At 70.1% G+C, this 17,859-nt stretch carries 16 protein-coding genes; 3 read left to right on the top strand and 13 right to left on the bottom strand.

Annotated elements, in window-relative coordinates:
* Positions 1-4: 4 nt before the first annotated feature.
* Genes zwf through pgl form a run of 3 tightly spaced genes read left to right on the top strand, consistent with a single transcriptional unit; the run spans position 5 to position 3,344 of the window.
* The gene (gene zwf / locus ACFYSH_RS20520; RefSeq protein ID WP_359474873.1) at positions 5-1,537 is read left to right on the top strand and encodes a glucose-6-phosphate dehydrogenase; all 1,533 of its coding nucleotides are present in this window, start codon (positions 5-7) and stop codon (positions 1,535-1,537) included.
* Positions 1,534-2,565, top strand: coding sequence for a glucose-6-phosphate dehydrogenase assembly protein OpcA (gene opcA / locus ACFYSH_RS20525; protein WP_359474875.1), 1,032 nt, complete (start codon positions 1,534-1,536; stop codon positions 2,563-2,565). Before zwf ends, opcA begins: the two co-directional genes overlap by 4 nt.
* Positions 2,562-3,344, top strand: coding sequence for a 6-phosphogluconolactonase (gene pgl, locus ACFYSH_RS20530; protein WP_359474878.1), 783 nt, complete (start codon positions 2,562-2,564; stop codon positions 3,342-3,344). The genes opcA and pgl overlap by 4 nt, the downstream gene beginning before the upstream one ends.
* A gap of 88 nt (positions 3,345-3,432) precedes the next feature.
* On the opposite strand, the gene ACFYSH_RS20535 is transcribed toward pgl, so the two are convergent.
* The 13 genes from ACFYSH_RS20535 to uvrC form a co-directional block, all read right to left on the bottom strand.
* Entirely contained in the window at positions 3,433-4,272 is an 840-nt protein-coding gene (locus tag ACFYSH_RS20535) for a poly-gamma-glutamate hydrolase family protein (RefSeq protein WP_388754270.1), read from the bottom strand.
* A gap of 57 nt (positions 4,273-4,329) precedes the next feature.
* Positions 4,330-5,853, bottom strand: a complete 1,524-nt coding sequence (locus tag ACFYSH_RS20540) for a PH domain-containing protein (protein ID WP_388754273.1) — start codon at positions 5,851-5,853, stop codon at positions 4,330-4,332.
* The gene (locus ACFYSH_RS20545; protein ID WP_359474887.1) at positions 5,850-6,353 is read right to left on the bottom strand and encodes a PH domain-containing protein; all 504 of its coding nucleotides are present in this window, start codon (positions 6,351-6,353) and stop codon (positions 5,850-5,852) included. The genes ACFYSH_RS20540 and ACFYSH_RS20545 overlap by 4 nt, the downstream gene beginning before the upstream one ends.
* 3 nt (positions 6,354-6,356) lie before the next feature.
* Positions 6,357-8,009, bottom strand: a complete 1,653-nt coding sequence (gene pgi, locus ACFYSH_RS20550; RefSeq protein WP_388754276.1) for a glucose-6-phosphate isomerase — start codon at positions 8,007-8,009, stop codon at positions 6,357-6,359.
* A gap of 158 nt (positions 8,010-8,167) precedes the next feature.
* Positions 8,168-8,503 carry an RNA polymerase-binding protein RbpA gene (locus ACFYSH_RS20555; protein WP_078598194.1) on the bottom strand — a complete coding sequence of 112 codons (336 nt, stop codon included), beginning with the start codon at positions 8,501-8,503 and terminating at the stop codon, positions 8,168-8,170.
* A gap of 109 nt (positions 8,504-8,612) precedes the next feature.
* Positions 8,613-8,849: a preprotein translocase subunit SecG gene (gene secG, locus ACFYSH_RS20560; protein WP_359466186.1), complete on the bottom strand. Its 237-nt coding sequence runs from the start codon at positions 8,847-8,849 to the stop codon at positions 8,613-8,615.
* A 114-nt stretch (positions 8,850-8,963) separates the two neighbouring features.
* Entirely contained in the window at positions 8,964-9,740 is a 777-nt protein-coding gene (gene tpiA / locus ACFYSH_RS20565) for a triose-phosphate isomerase (protein ID WP_359466187.1), read from the bottom strand.
* Positions 9,741-9,745: 5 nt separating this feature from the next.
* Positions 9,746-10,957 (bottom strand): phosphoglycerate kinase, encoded by a 1,212-nt coding sequence (locus ACFYSH_RS20570; protein WP_388754280.1) that lies wholly within the window; start codon positions 10,955-10,957, stop codon positions 9,746-9,748.
* 112 nt (positions 10,958-11,069) lie between these two features.
* Positions 11,070-12,080, bottom strand: coding sequence for a type I glyceraldehyde-3-phosphate dehydrogenase (gene gap, locus ACFYSH_RS20575; RefSeq protein WP_033303126.1), 1,011 nt, complete (start codon positions 12,078-12,080; stop codon positions 11,070-11,072).
* A gap of 638 nt (positions 12,081-12,718) precedes the next feature.
* Entirely contained in the window at positions 12,719-13,708 is a 990-nt protein-coding gene (gene whiA, locus ACFYSH_RS20580; protein ID WP_388754284.1) for a DNA-binding protein WhiA, read from the bottom strand.
* On the bottom strand, positions 13,699-14,730 hold the full coding sequence (yvcK, locus tag ACFYSH_RS20585) for a uridine diphosphate-N-acetylglucosamine-binding protein YvcK (RefSeq protein WP_359466191.1): 1,032 nt from the start codon (positions 14,728-14,730) through the stop codon (positions 13,699-13,701). Before yvcK ends, whiA begins: the two co-directional genes overlap by 10 nt.
* A complete protein-coding gene (gene rapZ / locus ACFYSH_RS20590) occupies positions 14,727-15,692 on the bottom strand; it encodes an RNase adapter RapZ (RefSeq protein ID WP_359466193.1) in 966 nt (321 codons plus the stop codon). The genes yvcK and rapZ overlap by 4 nt, the downstream gene beginning before the upstream one ends.
* Positions 15,689-17,812 (bottom strand): excinuclease ABC subunit UvrC, encoded by a 2,124-nt coding sequence (gene uvrC, locus ACFYSH_RS20595; protein WP_359466194.1) that lies wholly within the window; start codon positions 17,810-17,812, stop codon positions 15,689-15,691. The genes rapZ and uvrC overlap by 4 nt, the downstream gene beginning before the upstream one ends.
* Between the last annotated feature and the right edge of the window lie 47 nt (positions 17,813-17,859).

Below are 17,859 nucleotides of genomic sequence, written 5' to 3' on the forward strand. Positions count from 1 at the left end.
CACCTTGTCTGGTGTTCCCGGAGCCAACCCACTCCGTGACGCCCAGGACCGACGGCTCCCGCGCATCGCGGGACCGTCGGGTCTGGTGATCTTTGGCGTCACGGGCGATTTGTCCCGTAAAAAGCTGATGCCCGCTGTCTACGACCTGGCCAATCGCGGCCTGCTGCCACCGGGCTTCTCGCTCATCGGCTTCGCGCGCCGCGACTGGGAGGACGAGGACTTCGCCCAAGTCGTCCACGACGCCGTCAAGGAGCACTCCCGCACCCCGTTCCGCGAAGAGGTCTGGCAGCAGCTCAGCCAGGGCATGCGCTTCGTCCAGGGCAACTTCGACGACGACGTGGCGTTCGAGACCCTGAGGGCCACGATCGAGGAACTCGACAAGGCGCAGGGCACGGGCGGCAACTTCGCCTTCTACCTGTCCGTGCCGCCGAAGTTCTTCCCCAAGGTCGTCGAACAGCTCAAGAAGCACGGGCTGGCCGACCAGACGGAGGGCAGCTGGCGCCGGGCCGTCATCGAGAAGCCGTTCGGTCACGACCTGGAGAGCGCGCAGGAGCTGAACCAGCTCGTGCACGACGTCTTCCCGCCGAACGAGGTCTTCCGTATCGACCACTACCTCGGCAAGGAGACGGTCCAGAACATCCTGGCGCTGCGCTTCGCCAACACGATGTTCGAGCCGATCTGGAACAGGTCGTACGTCGACCACGTCCAGATCACGATGGCCGAGGACATCGGCATCGGCGGCCGGGCGGGTTACTACGACGGCATCGGCGCGGCCCGTGACGTCATCCAGAACCACCTGCTCCAGCTGCTGGCGCTCACGGCGATGGAGGAGCCCGGCTCCTTCCATCCCAAGGCGCTGGTCGCCGAGAAGCTGAAGGTGCTCACGGCGGTGGAGCTGCCCGACGACCTGGGCAAGCACACGGTGCGCGGCCAGTACGCGCATGCGTGGCAGGGCGGCGAGGAAGCGCTCGGCTATCTGGAGGAGGACGGTATCGACCCCAAGTCGAAGACCGACACCTTCGCCGCGATCAAGCTGACGATCAACAACCGCCGCTGGGCGGGCGTGCCGTTCTACCTCCGCACCGGCAAGCGCCTCGGCCGCCGGGTCACCGAGATCGCGGTCGTGTTCAAGCGCGCGCCGTATCTGCCCTTCGAGTCCGGTGCGACGGAGGAGCTCGGCGGCAACGCCCTGGTCATCCGGGTGCAGCCGGACGAGGGGGTCACGGTCCGGTTCGGTTCGAAGGTGCCGGGCACCTCCATGGAGGTGCGGGACGTCACGATGGACTTCGCCTACGGCGAGTCCTTCACCGAGTCCAGCCCGGAGGCGTACGAGCGGCTCATCCTCGATGTGCTGCTCGGCGACGCCAACCTCTTCCCGCGCCACCAGGAGGTCGAGCTCTCCTGGAACATCCTCGACCCGATCGAGGAGTACTGGGACAAGCACGGCAAGCCCGCCCAGTACCCGGCGGGCACATGGGGACCGGCCGAGGCCGACGAGATGCTCGCACGCGACGGACGGAGCTGGCGCCGGCCATGAAGATCGATCTCACGGAAACCACGTCCAGCAAGATCAACCAGGCCCTGGTCTCGGCGCGCCGCTCCATCGGCACGCCCGCCATCGGCATGGTGCTCACCCTCGTCATCGTCACCGACGAGGAGAACGCCTACGACGCGCTCCGGGCGGCGAGCGACTCCTCCCGCGAGCACCCGTCGCGGATCATCGCGGTGATCAAGCGGGTCAGCAAGTCGCCGCGCGCCCGGCGCGACGCACGGCTCGACGCCGAGATCCGGGTCGGTTCCGACGCGGGCTCGGGCGAGACCGTCGTCCTGCGGCTGCACGGTGAGCTGGCGAACCACGCCCAGTCGGTCGTCCTGCCGCTGCTGCTGCCGGACGCCCCGGTCGTGGTGTGGTGGCCCGAGGACGCCCCGGCGGACCCGGCCAAGGACCCGCTGGGCGCGCTCGCGCAGCGCCGCATCACCGACACCTACTCCGCCGAGCACCCGCTCGACGAGTTGTCGGTGCGCGCGGCGACGTACCGGCCCGGGGACACCGACCTGGCCTGGACGCGGATCACGCCATGGCGCTCGATGCTGGCGGCGGCGCTCGACCAGCAGCCCGCGCAGGTCGTATCGGCGAAGGTCGAGGGCGAGTCCGACAACCCGAGCTGCGAACTGCTGGCCATGTGGCTCGCGGACCGGCTCGGGGTCCCGGTGGAGCGCACCCACTCCGGCGGCCCCGGTCTGACGGCCGTTCGGATGGAGACCAAGAACGGCACGATCGTCCTGGACCGGCCCGACGGTTCACTGGCCACGCTCTGCATGGCCGGCCAGCCGGACCGTGCCGTCGCGCTGAAGCGGCGGGAGACCGCGGAGCTCCTCGCGGAGGAGCTCCGCCGTCTGGACCCGGACAACATCTACGAGGCCACGGTGAAGTTCGGCGTGGAGCGCCTCGGCGGACCCACGGAGCCGTCGTCCGTCGGTACGGGTCAGAAGCGGCCGGAGCCGGCGGGTTCCGCCGCCCCTGCCGCGAAGAAGGCGGCGGCCAAGAAGGCGGCGTCGAAGTGAGCACACCGCAGCTCGTCGTGCACCGCGACAAGGAGCTGATGGCTCAGGCCGCGGCGGCCAGGCTGATCACGAAGATCGTGGACGCCCAGGCCGCCCGCGGTGGTGCCTCGGTGGTCCTCACCGGCGGGCGCAACGGCAACGGCCTGCTGGCCGCTCTCGCCACTTCGCCCGCCCGGGACGCGATCGACTGGTCGCGTCTCGACCTGTGGTGGGGCGACGAGCGGTTCCTGCCCGAGGGCGATCCGGAGCGCAACGTCACGCAGGCCCGCGAGGCCCTGCTGGACAAGGTGCGGCTGGACCCCTCCCGGGTCCACGCGATGCCCTCCTCCGACGGACCGTACGGCGCCGACGCCGACGCGGCCGCCGCGGGGTACGCGGCGGAACTCGCCGCCGCGGCGGGCCCGGAGGACCACGGGTCCGTACCGGCGTTCGACGTACTGATGCTGGGCGTCGGCCCGGACACCCATGTCGCGTCGCTCTTCCCGGAGCTGCCCGCGGTGCGGGAGACCGAGCGCACCGTGGTCGGTGTGCACGGCGCTCCCAAGCCGCCGCCCACCCGCGTCTCGCTCACCCTGCCCGCCATCCGGGCGGCGCGTGAGGTGTGGCTGCTGGCCGCGGGTGAGGACAAGGCGGAGGCGGCGGAGATCGCGCTGTCCGGGGCCGGGGAGATCCAGGCACCGGCGGCGGGAGCGTACGGCCGCAGCCGCACCCTGTGGCTGCTGGACGCCGCGGCGGCCTCGAAGCTGCCTCGGGCGCTGTATCCGCCCGCGTCCGCGTAACACGTCACGGAAGGGTCCGGCCCCGCTCGATCGAGCGGGGCCGGAGCCTTTTCCCGGCGTCCCCCGTGCATGAGGTCCCCGCCCGGGATCAGAGGACGATCTGGTCCGGCCCCTGCTCCAGCTTCGTGATCGCGGCCCGGCAGGCGCCGACGAAGCGGTCGAAGACCTCGGTCGTGCTGCCGGCCCGGCCCGCACGGGTGTTGACCGTGAACATGGCGGCGCGCAGCTCCGTGGTGAGCTCCAGCTGACCGCCCTTGGCGAGCATGGTGCGGTTGCACGGGTTGTCGGTGTTCACCCCGGCCAGGTCGGGCACCTCGTCGCCGTCCCGCCAGACGATGCCGACGGCGTCGAACTCGGCCTTGAGCAGGGTCTTGAAGCGGGTGTTCAGTCCCCCGACGACCACGGCCTGCGGGACGGTACCCGCCTGCGCCGCCGTACAGCCGTGCAGGCTGAGGACGTTGAGACTGCTCGCCGACATGGAGAGGGCGACGTGGTCGTCGCAGTTCTTGGCGGTGACGTGCAGGTCGCGGTTGCCCGAGGAGCGCAGACCCTCGAACATCCAGTAGTCGAACGCCCCGTGGCCGTCCTCCAGGGGGGCGAGTGTCGCCGGGTGGTAGCCGGCTATGGCAAGGCAGAGCTCGGAGGTGCCGGTCTCGATACCACCGCCGTGCATGGCCATGACGGTGGTCCGGTTGTACGGGTACCTCTGGGCGAGCGAGTGGTCGGCGTACTCGTGTCTCCGGTAGCGGCGGGCGAACTCGACGCCCTCCTGACCGGCGAGCTTCGTGTAGAGGTCCGTGTTGGAGGTGTAGAGGTCCAGATCACCGGTGGCGAGGGCGGGGCTCGCGGTGACGGTGCCGAGCAGCGGGCCACTGACGGCGGCGGTGGCGAGGGCGGTGAGGACCGTACGACGGCTGGTGGGATTCATGATCGGTATCGTCGCCGACCCCGGCCCTGTTGCACAGAAGGCCTCCTGTGCCGCGCGTCACCGACCAGGATGTCCGGTGCGCTCCAGGAAGGGCTCCAGAAGCCCCGGGACGGCGTCGGCGGCGAAGACGAGGCCCTCGGACGCGTCGGTGTCGTGCGCCGTGTAGGCGCCGCCTCCGGCGGCCGTCGTGGCCGTGACGCTCACCAGCCCGGCCCGGCGCTGGAAGAAGGACTGCTTCACCGTCCAGCCGATGACCCCGGACCGCTGAAGGGCCGCGGTGGAGCGCCGGAACGTGCCGGAGCGGGTCACCAGATAGCCGCCGCTGAGTGTGTGCCCCAGTGAGCGGTACGCGTCGACGGACAGGAGCACGGCGCAGGGCACCGACACCACCGCGCTGCCGAGCGCGGTCCACAGCAGCACGGGCGTCAGCAGGGCGCCCAGGAGGACCTGTACCAGCACGGGCGCCAGGGCCAGCGCCAGGGCACGGCGCAGCCGACGCCCCAGGGCCGCCCGTGGGTGCGCCGTGAGTGGGGCGCCCGTCGGGGTGGCCGGCTCACGCAGCACGTCCGCGGCGATGCTGTCGGCCAGTACGCGGGGCACGGCCGGCAGCAGGGTGTCGTGGTCGGCGCTCCGCGACTCCTCGTCCCTGCTCAGACCGGTGGTGATCGCGTCGACCCGGGCGGCTCCCGCCAGCCGCACACCGAGGGGTTCCACGAGGTCCACCCCGCGCAGCCGTCGTTCCTCGACGGACAGGGAGCGCGAGGTGAACAGTCCGCGCCGCACCCGCAGGGTGCCGCCCGCTTCGCGCTCCAGGCGGTAGTTCCACCAACTCTCGATCCACAGCCCGAGAGCCCCGACCACGCCGGCGACCAGGGCCGCCACCACCAGGACGACGATCATCCAGATCAGCGGGGTGTCCCGGAAGAGGTCGGCGATCCAGTGGATCACCTCGGCCTGCGCCCCGACCCATTCGCTGATCTGCATCACACCGCCGGCGGCGGCGCCACCGAGCATGGGCGCCACGAAGGAGACGGGGGCGTAGCGGATCCATCGGGGATCGAGCGTGGCCAGTTCACCGTCGCGGTGCGTTGCGGACGTCTCGACGACGGCACGGTCGAGGAGGTCACGGCGCAGCCGCTCGCCCTCGGCGCGGGCGACCGGGTCGAGTTCCAGCGTGGAGTCGCCGCCCGTGTGCTCCCCGGTGCCGATCCGGACCGTGACCAGCCCGAGGATCCGCAGCAGCGGATGGGCGGTGAGGTCGACACTGCGGATCCGCTCCCGCGCCAGCGAGCGGCGCTTCACCAGGAGGAGCCCGGTGTGCAGATCGACGCGCTCGGTGCCGACCCGGTACCGGGTGCGTCGCCACCGTACGTGGTCGCCGACGGCGGCGCAGCCGATCAGCAGGGCGGCTCCCGCCAGCGCCCAGCCGACGGCTGCCGCGTACCCGAGACGGCCGGCCAGCGCGACCGTGACCGGCACGGCCGCGCCCACGGCCACTCCCGCCGTGACCAGCGCGGTGACCAGGACCGTACGGGGATGGAGCCGCCGCCAGTCGGGTCCGCTGTCGGCGGCCGTGCTCATGTGGCGTCCCCGGGGGTGTCCTGGGTGATCCGGGTCAGCCGCTCGGCGAGCTCGGCGGCGGCCTCGTGGGTGAGCCCTTCGATCCGCAGGGCGCCCTTGGCCGACGCGGTGGTGACGGTGACCGTGGCCAGTCCGAAGAGCTGTTCCAGCGGACCCCGCACGGTGTCAACGGTCTGGATGCGGGACATCGGCGCGATGCGCCACTGACGCAGCACGGCCCCGGTGCTCACATAGACCGCCTCGTCGGTGACCTCCCAGCGGTGGGTGCGGAACCACCAGAGGGGGAAGAGGACGGCGCCCAGGAGGCCGACGGCACCGAGCACCGCGGCGGGCATCAGCAGCCAGAACCTGGCGGGCGCGATGAGCGCGCCCAGGATGCCGAGGACCGCCACCGGGGCCGCGGTCAGCAGCAGCCACTGGGCCCGCCACCAGCCGACGGCCCGGCGGGCCGGTGCGTTGCGCGGCGGCCTGAGCCGTGCCGCCCCCTCCCCCGTGGTCATCGCTCAGCGGCCCCGCAGCGAGCGGTACGTCGAGACGAGCGCGGCGGTGGAGCTGTCCAGCTGGTCGCCGCCCGTGCCCTCCGTCAGGACCGGCTCGATCTTCTTGGCGAGGACCTTGCCCAGCTCGACGCCCCACTGGTCGAAGGAGTCGATGTTCCAGACGGCGCCCTGGACGAAGACCTTGTGCTCGTACAGCGCGATCAGCTGGCCGAGCACCGAGGGGGTGAGCCGGTCGGCGAGGATCGTCGTCGTCGGGTGGTTGCCCTGGAAGGTCTTGTGCGGCACGAGTTCCTCCGCGACGCCTTCCGCCCGTACCTCGTCCGGCGTCTTGCCGAACGCGAGAGCCTGGGTCTGGGCGAAGAAGTTTGCCATCAGCAGGTCGTGCTGGGCGATCAGCCCGGGCAGCAGGTCCTGGACCGGCGACGCGAAGCCGATGAAGTCGGCCGGGATCACCTTCGTGCCCTGGTGGATCAGCTGGTAGTAGGCGTGCTGCCCGTTGGTGCCGGGAGTGCCCCAGACGACCGGTCCGGTCTGCCACGCGACCGGATCGCCGTCGCGGTCCACGGACTTGCCGTTGGACTCCATGTCCAGCTGCTGCAAGTACGCGGTGAACTTGGACAGGTAATGGCTGTACGGCAGGACCGCGTGGGACTGCGCGTCGAAGAACTGGCCGTACCAGACGCCCAGCAGGCCCAGCAGCAGCGGAGCGTTCTCCTCGGCGGGCGCGGTGCGGAAGTGCTCGTCGACGAGGTGGAAGCCGTCGAGCATCTCGCGGAACCGGTCCGGTCCGACGGCGATCATCAGCGAGAGGCCGATCGCCGAGTCGAAGGAGTAGCGACCGCCGACCCAGTCCCAGAACTCGAACATGTTGGCCGTGTCGATGCCGAAGTCCGTGACCTTGTCCGCGTTGGTCGACAGTGCCACGAAGTGCTTGGCGACGGCCTCCTGACCGGCCCTCAGCCCGGTGAGCAGCCAGTCGCGGGCGGAGGTGGCGTTGGTGATGGTCTCGATCGTGGTGAAGGTCTTGGACGCGACGATGAACAGCGTCTCGGCCGGGTCCAGGTCACGGACGGCCTCGTGGAGGTCCGCACCGTCGACGTTCGAGACGAAGCGCACGGTGAGCGAGCGGTCCGTGAAGGAACGCAGCACCTCGTAGGCCATGGCCGGTCCGAGGTCGGAACCGCCGATGCCGATGTTCACGATGTTCTTGACCGGCTTGCCGGTGTGGCCGGTCCACTCCCCGGCCCTGATCCGGTCGGAGAAGCCGGCCATCCTGTCGAGCACGGCGTGCACCGCCGGCACCACGTTCTCGCCGTCGACCTCGGTCACCGCGCCGCGCGGGGCGCGCAGCGCGGTGTGCAGGACGGCGCGGTCCTCGGTGGTGTTGATCTTCTCGCCGCGGAACATCGCGTCCCGGAGCCCGGCGACGTCCGTCGCGGCGGCGAGGTCACGCAGCAGACGGAGCGTCTCGTCGGTGACCAGGTGCTTGGAGTAGTCGATGTGGAGGTCGCCGACCCTGAGGGTGTACGCGGCCCCGCGGCCCGGCGCGTCCGCGAACAGCCGGCGCAGATGCGTGTCGCCGAACTCCTCACGGTGCTTGCAAAGAGCCGCCCACTCGGGCGTCTGGTTGAGCTTGGTTCGGCTTTGTGCGTTCATCCCGGAAATCGCCCACTTCTTCTTGTACCTGCAACCTTCCCCGCTGCCCCTCCAACCTAATTGATCCGGGGGGTGCGGCGGGGCATCGGCGGGCTGGGGGGCGACCTACGGATTCCGGCCGGACACCCAGGGGGTGGCCGGCCGGTGAACAACGACTTCTAGATCTCGCCGCGGAGCTTCGCGAGGGCTTCGGCGAGGATCGCCTCACCGTCCGCGTCGCTGCGCCGCTCGCGCACGTACGCCAGGTGCGTCTTGTAGGGCTCGGTACGCGGCGGAGCCGGCGGGCTGTCCCGGTCCTGTCCGGCCGGGAAGCCGCAGCGCGGGCAGTCCCAGGTCTCCGGTACCTGCGCGTCATGGGCGAAGCTCGGCTGCGTCTCGTGCCCGTTCGAGCACCAGAAGGAGATGCGGAGGCGCGGCGCGGACTCGCCTCGCTCGGCCTCCCCCATCGGCCCCGCTCCGACCCGGCTTCCCCGGATCGCGTTGCCACTTGCCACGGTCGTAACTCCCTGCGTGATGGTGCTCGAAGATGCCCCAGTCTACGTAAGGCCCAACGCGCGTCCAGTGAAAGGAGTTACACCCTCACCGGGAATCGCCGACGACGGGTCAGCTGTCCAGCTTGATGAGCAGAGCGAGGACGACGATGCACGCGAACCAGGCCAGCCCGACCACGACGGTGATGCGGTCGAGGTTCCGCTCGGCGACCGAGGAGCCACCCACGGAGGACTGCATCCCGCCACCGAACATGTCGGAAAGGCCACCGCCCTTTCCCTTGTGCATCAGCACCAGCAGCATCAGCAGCAGGCTGAAGACGATCAGGGCGATCTCGAACGCCAAAATCACGGCTGGTCCCTACTTTCCGGAATTCCTAGGACTGCATGTACGAACAGCGGGGGCCTGGGGGGTAGACCCCCCTCGGCCCCCGCAAGGGTACGACGGATCCGCGCTACCGCATACTCACTGGTCGCGGAAGCGGACGATCTTGACGAACTCGTCGGCGTCGAGCGCGGCGCCGCCGATCAGGGCACCGTCGACATCGGGCTGCGCCATGATGGCCGCGACGTTGCCGGACTTCACCGAGCCGCCGTACTGGATGCGCACGGCATCGGCCAGCTCCTGCGAGTACAGCTCGGCGAGCCGGCCACGGATCGCGCCGCAGACCTCCTGGGCGTCCTCGGGGGTGGCGACCTCGCCGGTCCCGATGGCCCAGACCGGCTCGTAGGCGATCACGATGGATTCGGCCTGCTCGGCCGGGATGTCCTTCAGTGCTCCGTCGAGCTGCGCGAGCGTGTAGGAGACCTGGTCACCGGCCTTGCGGATGTCCAGGCCCTCACCGACGCAGAGGATCGGGGTCAGGCCGTGCTTGTAGGCGGCCTTCACCTTGGCGTTGCAGATGTCGTCGTTCTCGCCGTGGTACTGGCGGCGCTCGCTGTGGCCGACGGCCACGTACGTGCACTTCAGCTTGGCGAGCATGGGGCCGGAGATCTCACCGGTGTACGCACCGGAGTCCTGGGCCGAGATGTCCTGGGCGCCGTACTTGATCTTCAGCTTGTCGCCGTCGACCAGGGTCTGCACGGAACGCAGGTCCGTGAAGGGCGGCAGGACGGCGACCTCCACCGCGTCGTAGTCCTTGTCGGCCAGGGCGAAGGAGAGCTTCTGGACGTGTGCGATGGCCTCGAGGTGGTTGAGGTTCATCTTCCAGTTGCCCGCCATCAGCGGGGTGCGGGTGCTCATCAGGGTCAGTCCTCCAGTGCGGCGAGTCCGGGAAGCGTCTTGCCCTCGAGGTATTCGAGGCTGGCGCCGCCACCGGTCGAGATATGGCCGAATGCGTTCTCGTCGAAGCCCAGGATACGGACGGCGGCCGCGGAGTCCCCGCCGCCGACGACGCTGAAGGCCTGGGAGTCGACGAGGGCCTGGGCGACCGCCTTGGTGCCCTCGGCGTAGTCGGGGTGCTCGAAGACGCCCATCGGGCCGTTCCAGAACACGGTGGCCGCGTCGGCGAGCTTCGCCGCGTACAGCGCACGGGTCTCGGGCCCGATGTCCAGGCCCTCCTGGTCGGCCGGGATGGCGTCGGCGGCGACCGTGGTGGGATGGGCCGGGGCCTTGGTCTTCAGGTCCGGGAACTCCCGCGCGACGAGGACGTCGACGGGGAGCACGAACTCCACACCGAGCTTCTCCGCCCGCTCGAGGTACCCCTGGACGGCCGGGACCTGGTCCTCCTGGAGCAGCGAGATGCCCACCTCGTGGCCCTTGGCCTTGAGGAAGGTGTACGCCATGCCGCCGCCGATCAGGATGCGGTCGGCCTTCTCCAGCAGGTGGTCGATGACGCCGAGCTTGTCGGAGACCTTGGCGCCGCCGAGGACCACGGCGTACGGGCGTGCGACGTCCTCGGTGAGCTTCTTCAGGACGCCGACCTCGGTGGCGATCAGACCGCCGGCGGCGTGCGGCAGCCGGGCCGGGAGGTCGAAGACCGAGGCGTGCTTGCGGTGGACGGCGCCGAAGCCGTCGCCCACGTACACATCGGCGAGCTCGGCGAGCTGGTCGGCGAAGGCACCGCGCTCGGCGTCGTCCTTCGACGTCTCACCGGCGTTGAAGCGGAGGTTCTCGATGACGGCCACCTGGCCGTCGGTGAGTGCGGCGACCGTGGCACGGGCGGACTCGCCGACGGTGTCGGTCGCGAAGGCGACCTCGACACCGAGCAGTTCACCGAGGCGCGCGGCGGCGGGGGCCAGTGAGAAGGCCGGGTCCGGGGCACCCTTCGGGCGGCCGAGGTGCGAGGCGACGATGACCCGCGCACCGGCTGCGGCGAGCTCGGCGACCGTCGGCTGGACGGCGCGGATGCGGCCGTCGTCGGTGATCGTGGTGCCGTCCAGCGGCACGTTGAGGTCGGCGCGGACGAATACCCGCTTGCCCGCGACCCCTTCGGCGAGAAGTTCGTCGATCGTCTTCATCTGTTCCCATACTCCTTGGAAGGACTGATGAGCATGCGAGGGGGCTCGAACGGCGCCGCGTCGCGCCGTCCGAGCCCCTCACATCACACCTGGATGCCTGCCGATCCTAGGATCAGAGCTGGCCGCCGACGAAGACGGTCAGGTCGACGAGGCGGTTGGAGTAACCCCACTCGTTGTCGTACCAGCCGAGGATCTTCACCGAGTTGCCCTCCTGGACCATGGTCAGGGAGGAGTCGAAGGTGCAGGACGACGGGTCGCCGACGATGTCCGAGGAGACGATCGGGTCCTCGGTGTAGGTCAGGAAGCCCTTGAGGTCGCCGTCGTCGGAGGCCTTCTTGAAGGCGGCGTTGACCTCGTCCTTGGTGACCTCGCGCTGCAGGGTCACGACGAGGTCGGTGGCGGAACCGGTCGGGACCGGGACACGCATCGCGATGCCGTCGAGCTTGCCCTTGAGCTGGGGGAGGACCAGGGCGGTCGCCTTCGCGGCGCCCGTCGTGGTCGGGATGATGTTCTCGGCGGCGGCGCGGGCGCGACGCAGGTCCGAGTGCGGGAAGTCCAGGATGCGCTGGTCGTTCGTGTACGCGTGGACCGTCGTCATCAGGCCCTTGACGATGCCGAAGTTCTCGTCGAGGACCTTGGCCATCGGCGCCACACAGTTGGTGGTGCAGGAGGCGTTGGAGATGACGTGGTGGTTGGCCGCGTCGTACTTGTCCTGGTTGACGCCCATCACGATGGTGATGTCCTCGTCCTTGGCCGGAGCCGAGATGAGAACCTTCTTGGCGCCACCGGCGATGTGCTTCTCGGCGTCGGCCTTCTTGGTGAAGATGCCGGTCGACTCGATGACGATGTCGACACCCAGCTCACCCCAGGGGATGTCGGCCGGGTTGCGCTCGGAGAGCACCTTGATGGTGTGACCGTCGACGGTGATGGTGTCGGCGGTGTGGCTGACCTCTGCCTTGAGACGACCCAGAATGGTGTCGTACTTCAGCAGGTGAGCCGTGGTCGCAGTGTCACCCAGGTCGTTGACAGCCACGATCTCGATGTCCGCACCCTGCTCCAGCAGCGCGCGGAAGTAGTTACGACCGATGCGGCCAAAGCCGTTGATGCCTACGCGGATCGTCACGAACCGATCTCCTCGTTAGGAACGCCGGTTTCGATGCCGGCGAGTTTTATAGGGATGTCCCCGACCGCCTCCGACCCTACCTCTCCGAGGGCTCCGGAGTGACATCGAGAGGGACGCCGCGAAGAGAGATGCCCTTACTCCCGAGTAGAAATGAGGAAATGAGGCCGGACGGGCAGGTACGGACGACCGCTGTCCGCCGCATGACCACCGAGCGTCAACTGCGGCCACCCCGGGGGTCCTTGCGGATACGGGCCGAGACCCGCTCCGGTTCACGCGACGTCACCGGCAGTCACCACCGTCGGTCACCGACGCCGGTCCGGGGCCCGCGGCCGGACCCGCCGCCCGTATCCGGGAAATACCGCCCGGCGAGACGCTCGCTCAATTGGGCGGAGTGACTCTCAATCGATAAAAGTGCCGGGTGCATATTTCGGGGCGCGTCGACACGGAACCGCGGAACTCCCCCGCGCCGCTCAATCGTGCAGGGTGGCGCTCAATCAATCTGGCGGGCAGCCCCGGCCCATTCCGATAAGACGCTGCGGCGCATTCCGGAATGGGCCCCGCCCGGCGGGAAAACGGTCCGCGCACCTCCTGGCGCCCGGCCGCGCCCAGGGGCGGGCCGGGTGACCTCCAGTCGGCTCTCAGCCCACGAGGCCGTCGGCCAGCTCCTCACTCAGGGTCGATTCCGTGCCCGGGATACCGAGGTCCTGGGCCCGCTTGTCGGCCATGGCCAGCAGACGCCTGATCCGGCCCGCGACCGCGTCCTTGGTCAGCGGCGGGTCGGCAAGCGCTCCCAGCTCCTCCAGGGATGCCTGCTTGTGCTCCATGCGCAGCCGTCCTGCCGCCGCGAGGTGCTCCGGGACCTCCTCGCCCAGGATCTCCAGCGCGCGCCCCACCCGGGCACCCGCGGCGACCGCGGCGCGGGCCGAGCGACGGAGGTTGGCGTCGTCGAAGTTGGCGAGCCGGTTGGCCGTGGCCCGGACCTCGCGCCGCATCCGGCGCTCTTCCCAGGCGAGCACCGCGTCATGGGCTCCCAGGCGGGTCAGCAGGGCGCCGATGGCGTCACCGTCACGGACGACGACCCTGTCCACTCCCCGCACCTCGCGGGCCTTGGCGGCGATCGAGAGTCTGCGGGCCGCGCCCACCAGGGCGAGGGCGGCCTCGGGGCCGGGGCAGGTCACCTCCAGCGAGGAGGAGCGGCCCGGCTCGGTGAGCGAACCGTGTGCGAGGAAGGCTCCGCGCCAGGCGGCCTCCGCGTCGCAGGTGGCCCCCGAGACCACCTGCGGGGGGAGCCCGCGGATGGGACGGCCACGGCCGTCCACCAGGCCGGTCTGACGGGCCAGCTGGTCGCCTCCCGCCACCACGCGCACGACGAAACGCGAGCCGCGGCGCAGTCCGCCGGGGGCCATCACGATCAGCTCCGAGCTGTGCCCGAAGATCTCCAGGATGTCCCGCTTGAGCCTGCGTGCCGCGCTCCCCGTGTCCAGCTCGGCCTCGATCACGATCCGGCCGCCCACCAGGTGCAGCCCGCCCGCGAACCGGAGAATCGCCGAGACCTCTGCCTTTCTGCAGCAGGTCCGGGTCACGGGAAGCCGAGAGATTTCGTCCTTCACCGCTGGCGTCATCGCCATGGGCCGATCCTTCCATGCATCCGAAAAATACGGTCGTACGCGGCGGCCAACAGCTCCGGATCATGAATCGGAACGCCGTCGGGTGAGGCCACGGGGGCCAGCTCGACCGCGGCTCCGAGCCGCTGTGCGGCGTCGGCGAGGGACTCGCGGTCGGGCACGGCGGCCTCGTCGGCCAGCACCACGTCCATGGCGAGTTTAGGGGCGTGTCGTCCCAAAACCTCCAAATGACGCTGCGGTGAGAACCCTTCTGTTTCACCGGGCTGTGGTGCGAGGTTCAGCGAGAGGACCTTACGGGCCTTCGTGGTCACCAGTGCGTCGAGCAGCTCCGGCACCAGCAGATGCGGAATCACGGACGAAAACCAGGACCCCGGACCCAGAACCACCCAATCGGCGTCCAGGACGGCGGCAACCGCCTCGGGGACCGCCGGCGGGTCGGCCGGCACGACGTGGACCGACTGCACCTCCCCCGGGGTGAGCGCCACCGTCGCCTGCCCGCGCACGGTGACCGTGTCCTCGGGGCGCTCCGGGTCGTGCCCGCGTACGAGCGCCTGGAGTTCCAGGGGCACGGCGGACATCGGCAGCACCCTGCCGTGCGCTCCGAGCAGCTTGCCGACGAGGTCGAGGGCCTGGACGTGGTCGCCCAGCTGTTCCCAGAGGGCGACGATGAGCAGATTGCCCACCGCGTGCTCGTGCAGGTCACCCTTGGACTCGAAGCGATGCTGGATGACCTGGGCCCAGGTCCGGCCCCATTCGTCGTCGCCGCACAGCGCGGCCAGCGCTTTGCGCAGGTCGCCGGGCGGGAGGACGCCGAGTTCCTCACGGAGCCGGCCGCTGGAACCGCCGTCGTCGGCGACGGTCACCACGGCCGTGAGGTCGCCGGTGATCCTGCGCAGCGCCGTGAGCGACGCCGACAGGCCCATGCCGCCGCCGAGGGCGACGACCTTGGGTGTGCCGCGATTACGGCCGGAGAGCGCGGCCGTGGCCCTGCTCAACCGCCGCATACGCAGATTGCGACTGGTCACTCGCGCCCCATGTCCCGGTGGACGAGGACGGTTTCGATTCCTTCGGTGGCCAGCCGTGCGGCGAGCTTCTCCGACATCGCGACGGAGCGGTGCTTGCCGCCCGTGCACCCGACGGCGATGGTCACGTACCGCTTGCCCTCGCGGCGGTAACCGGCGGCGATGAGCTGCAACAGCTCCGTGTACTGGTTGAGGAACTCCTTGGCGCCCGGCTGGTCGAAGACGTAGTCGGACACCTCCTCGTTGAGCCCGGTGAAGGGACGGAGCTCCGGGACCCAGTGCGGATTGGGCAGGAAGCGGCAGTCGACGACGAGGTCGGCGTCGACCGGCAGCCCGTACTTGAAGCCGAACGACATCACCGTCGCCCGCAGCTCCGGCTCTTCGTCGCCGGCGAACTGGGCGTCCATCTTCGCCCGCAGTTCGTGCACGTTGAGGCTGGAGGTGTCGATGACCAGGTCGGCGTCGCCCCGCAGCTCGCGCAGCAGGTCGCGCTCGGCCTCGATGCCGTCGACGATACGGCCGTCGCCCTGGAGGGGGTGCGGACGGCGGACCGATTCGAATCGGCGAACGAGGGCGTCGTCGGAGGACTCCAGGAAGACGATCCGCCGGGTGACGAGCTTGGCCTCCAGGTCCGCGAGGGACTCCCGGAGGTTGTCGAAGAAGCGCCGGCCGCGCACGTCGACGACGACGGCGATGCGGGCGACGTTGCCCTGGGACCGGGCGCCGAGCTCCACCATCGTGGGGATCAGCGCGGGCGGAAGGTTGTCGACGACGAACCAGCCGAGGTCCTCCAGACACTTGGCGGCGGTACTGCGCCCGGCGCCCGACATCCCGGAGATGATCACCAGCTCGGGGATGGCGGGCTGGGCGGCCTCGGCCTTCTCCGGGGTGCTTCCCGTACTCACGTCTGCTACTCCGTCTGCTCGGCCGCGGTCGTCCTGGTGTTCTTGCGCGTGCTCGGTCATGTCCTGCTGCCCCCGTCGTCCTCTTCGATGATCTCTCCAGTGGCGGTGTTCACGGCGGGTGCGGCCGGGGCGGCCGCGGCGAAGGCGACAGCCACCGATTCCGCGGTCCTGCGCCCTATCCCCGGCACCTCGCAGATCTCTTCGATTGTCGCCTGCCTCAGCTTCTTGACGGAACCGAAATGCTTGATCAGCGCCTGCTTCCGGGTCTCGCCGAGGCCCGGGACGTCGTCCAGGGGGCTGCTGCGGATGCGCTTGGCCCGCTTGGCCCGCTGGTAGGTGATGGCGAAACGGTGGGCCTCGTCCCGGATGCGCTGGAGGAGATAGAGGCCCTCGCTGGAGCGGGGCAGGACCACCGGGTCGTCGTCGTCGGGCAGCCAGACCTCTTCGAGGCGCTTGGCGAGACCACAGACGGCGATGTCGTCGATGCCCAGCTCGTCCAGAGCGCGCTTGGCGGCGGCGACCTGGGGCTGCCCTCCGTCGACGACGACGAGCTGCGGCGGGTAGGCGAAGCGCTTGGGGCGGCCGTCGTCCTCGCGGGGCTCGTCGCGGGCGGAAGCGGGGTCCTGCGCGTCAGGGGCCGCGGGGTCCGGGGCGGCTGGCCCGGCGGACGCGGGCTCGGCGGATGCGGGTCCGCCCGCGGAAACGCCGGGTGCCGCGAGCTCCGCGGGCGCGGGGACGGGGCCGGTGAGCGCCGGGGTCTCCTCCCACTCCCCGGTCCGCTCCTTCTCGTGGAGGTAGCGCTTGAAACGACGGCCGATGACCTCGTGCATCGACCGGACGTCGTCCTGGCCCTCGAAGCCCTTGATCTGGAAGCGACGGTATTCACTTTTGCGTGCGAGTCCGTCCTCGAAGACCACCATGGAGGCGACGACGTCGTCCCCTTGGAGGTGCGAGATGTCGAAGCACTCGACGCGCAGCGGTGCGGTGTCGAGACCGAGCGCCTCGGCGATCTCCTCCAGGGCGCGGGAGCGCGTCGTGAGGTCGGAGGCGCGCTTGGTCTTGTGAAGCCCCAGCGCCTGCTGGGCGTTGCGCTGGACCGTACCCATCAGGTCCTTCTTGTCGCCGCGCTGCGGGATGCGCAGGCTGACCTGGGACCCCCTGCGGCCCGCGAGCCACTGGGACACGGCGTCCGGATCCTCCGGGAGCGCCGGGACCAGCACCTCCTTGGGGACGGAGTCGCCCGACTCCTCCCCGTACAACTGCTGGAGCGCGTGTTCCACCAGGCCCGCCGTGTCGACGGCCTCCACCTTGTCGGTGACCCAGCCCCGCTGGCCACGCACCCGGCCGCCCCGGACGTGGAAGATCTGCACCGCCGCCTCGAGTTCGTCCTCGGCGACGGCGATCAGGTCGGCGTCGGTGGCGTCGGCGAGGACGACGGCGCTCTTCTCCATGGCCCGCTTCAGCGCCCCCGCGTCGTCGCGCAGCCGGGCCGCCCGCTCGTACTCCATCTCCTCGGCCGCCTGCATCATGTCCTTCTCGAGGCGGCGGATGTAGGTACCGGTGCGGCCTGCCATGAAGTCGCAGAACTCCTCGGCCAGATCCCGGTGCTCCTCGGGGGTGACCCGTCCTACGCACGGCGCGGAGCACTTGCCGATGTATCCGAGGAGGCAGGGCCGGCCGGTCCGCTCGGCGTTCTTGAAGACACCCGCTGAGCAGGTACGCACGGGGAAGACCCGAAGCATCAGGTCGACCGTCTCGCGGATCGCCCAGGCATGGCCGTAGGGGCCGAAGTAGCGCACGCCCTTCTTCTTGGCACCGCGCATGACCTGGACGCGCGGGAACTCCTCGTTCAGCGTGACCGCGAGGTAGGGGTAGCTTTTGTCGTCGCGGTACTTGACGTTGAACCTGGGGTCGAACTCCTTGATCCAGGAGTACTCCAGCTGCAGCGCCTCGACCTCGGTGGAGACCACGGTCCATTCCACGGAGGCGGCGGTGGTGACCATCGTGCGGGTGCGCGGGTGCAGACCGGCCAGGTCCTGGAAGTAGTTGGCCAGGCGCTGACGCAGGTTCTTCGCCTTACCGACGTAGATCACCCGCCGGTGCTCGTCGCGGAACTTGTAGACCCCCGGGGAGTCGGGGATCTGTCCCGGCCTGGGTCGGTAGCTGGAGGGGTCTGCCATGTCTCACACCCTACTGGCGGGCAGTGACAGGGCGGCGATTCCGTGGC

This window comes from Streptomyces sp. NPDC005791 (assembly GCF_042871485.1).
Classification (GTDB): Bacteria; Actinomycetota; Actinomycetes; order Streptomycetales; family Streptomycetaceae; genus Streptomyces.

Bases quoted from the DNA above. Each gene is read 5' to 3' on its own strand.
- ACFYSH_RS20545 (WP_359474887.1), bottom strand. From the start codon at position 6,353: ATGACCACGGGGGAGGGGGCGGCACGGCTCAGGCCGCCGCGCAACGCA.
- rapZ (WP_359466193.1), bottom strand. From the start codon at position 15,692: ATGACCGAGCACGCGCAAGAACACCAGGACGACCGCGGCCGAGCAGAC.
- ACFYSH_RS20540 (WP_388754273.1), bottom strand. From the start codon at position 5,853: ATGAGCACGGCCGCCGACAGCGGACCCGACTGGCGGCGGCTCCATCCC.
- ACFYSH_RS20570 (WP_388754280.1), bottom strand. From the start codon at position 10,957: ATGAAGACGATCGACGAACTTCTCGCCGAAGGGGTCGCGGGCAAGCGG.
- whiA (WP_388754284.1), bottom strand. From the start codon at position 13,708: ATGGCGATGACGCCAGCGGTGAAGGACGAAATCTCTCGGCTTCCCGTG.
- uvrC (WP_359466194.1), bottom strand. From the start codon at position 17,812: ATGGCAGACCCCTCCAGCTACCGACCCAGGCCGGGACAGATCCCCGAC.
- opcA (WP_359474875.1), top strand. From the start codon at position 1,534: ATGAAGATCGATCTCACGGAAACCACGTCCAGCAAGATCAACCAGGCC.
- pgi (WP_388754276.1), bottom strand. From the start codon at position 8,009: ATGAACGCACAAAGCCGAACCAAGCTCAACCAGACGCCCGAGTGGGCG.
- tpiA (WP_359466187.1), bottom strand. From the start codon at position 9,740: ATGAGCACCCGCACCCCGCTGATGGCGGGCAACTGGAAGATGAACCTC.
- ACFYSH_RS20535 (WP_388754270.1), bottom strand. From the start codon at position 4,272: ATGAATCCCACCAGCCGTCGTACGGTCCTCACCGCCCTCGCCACCGCC.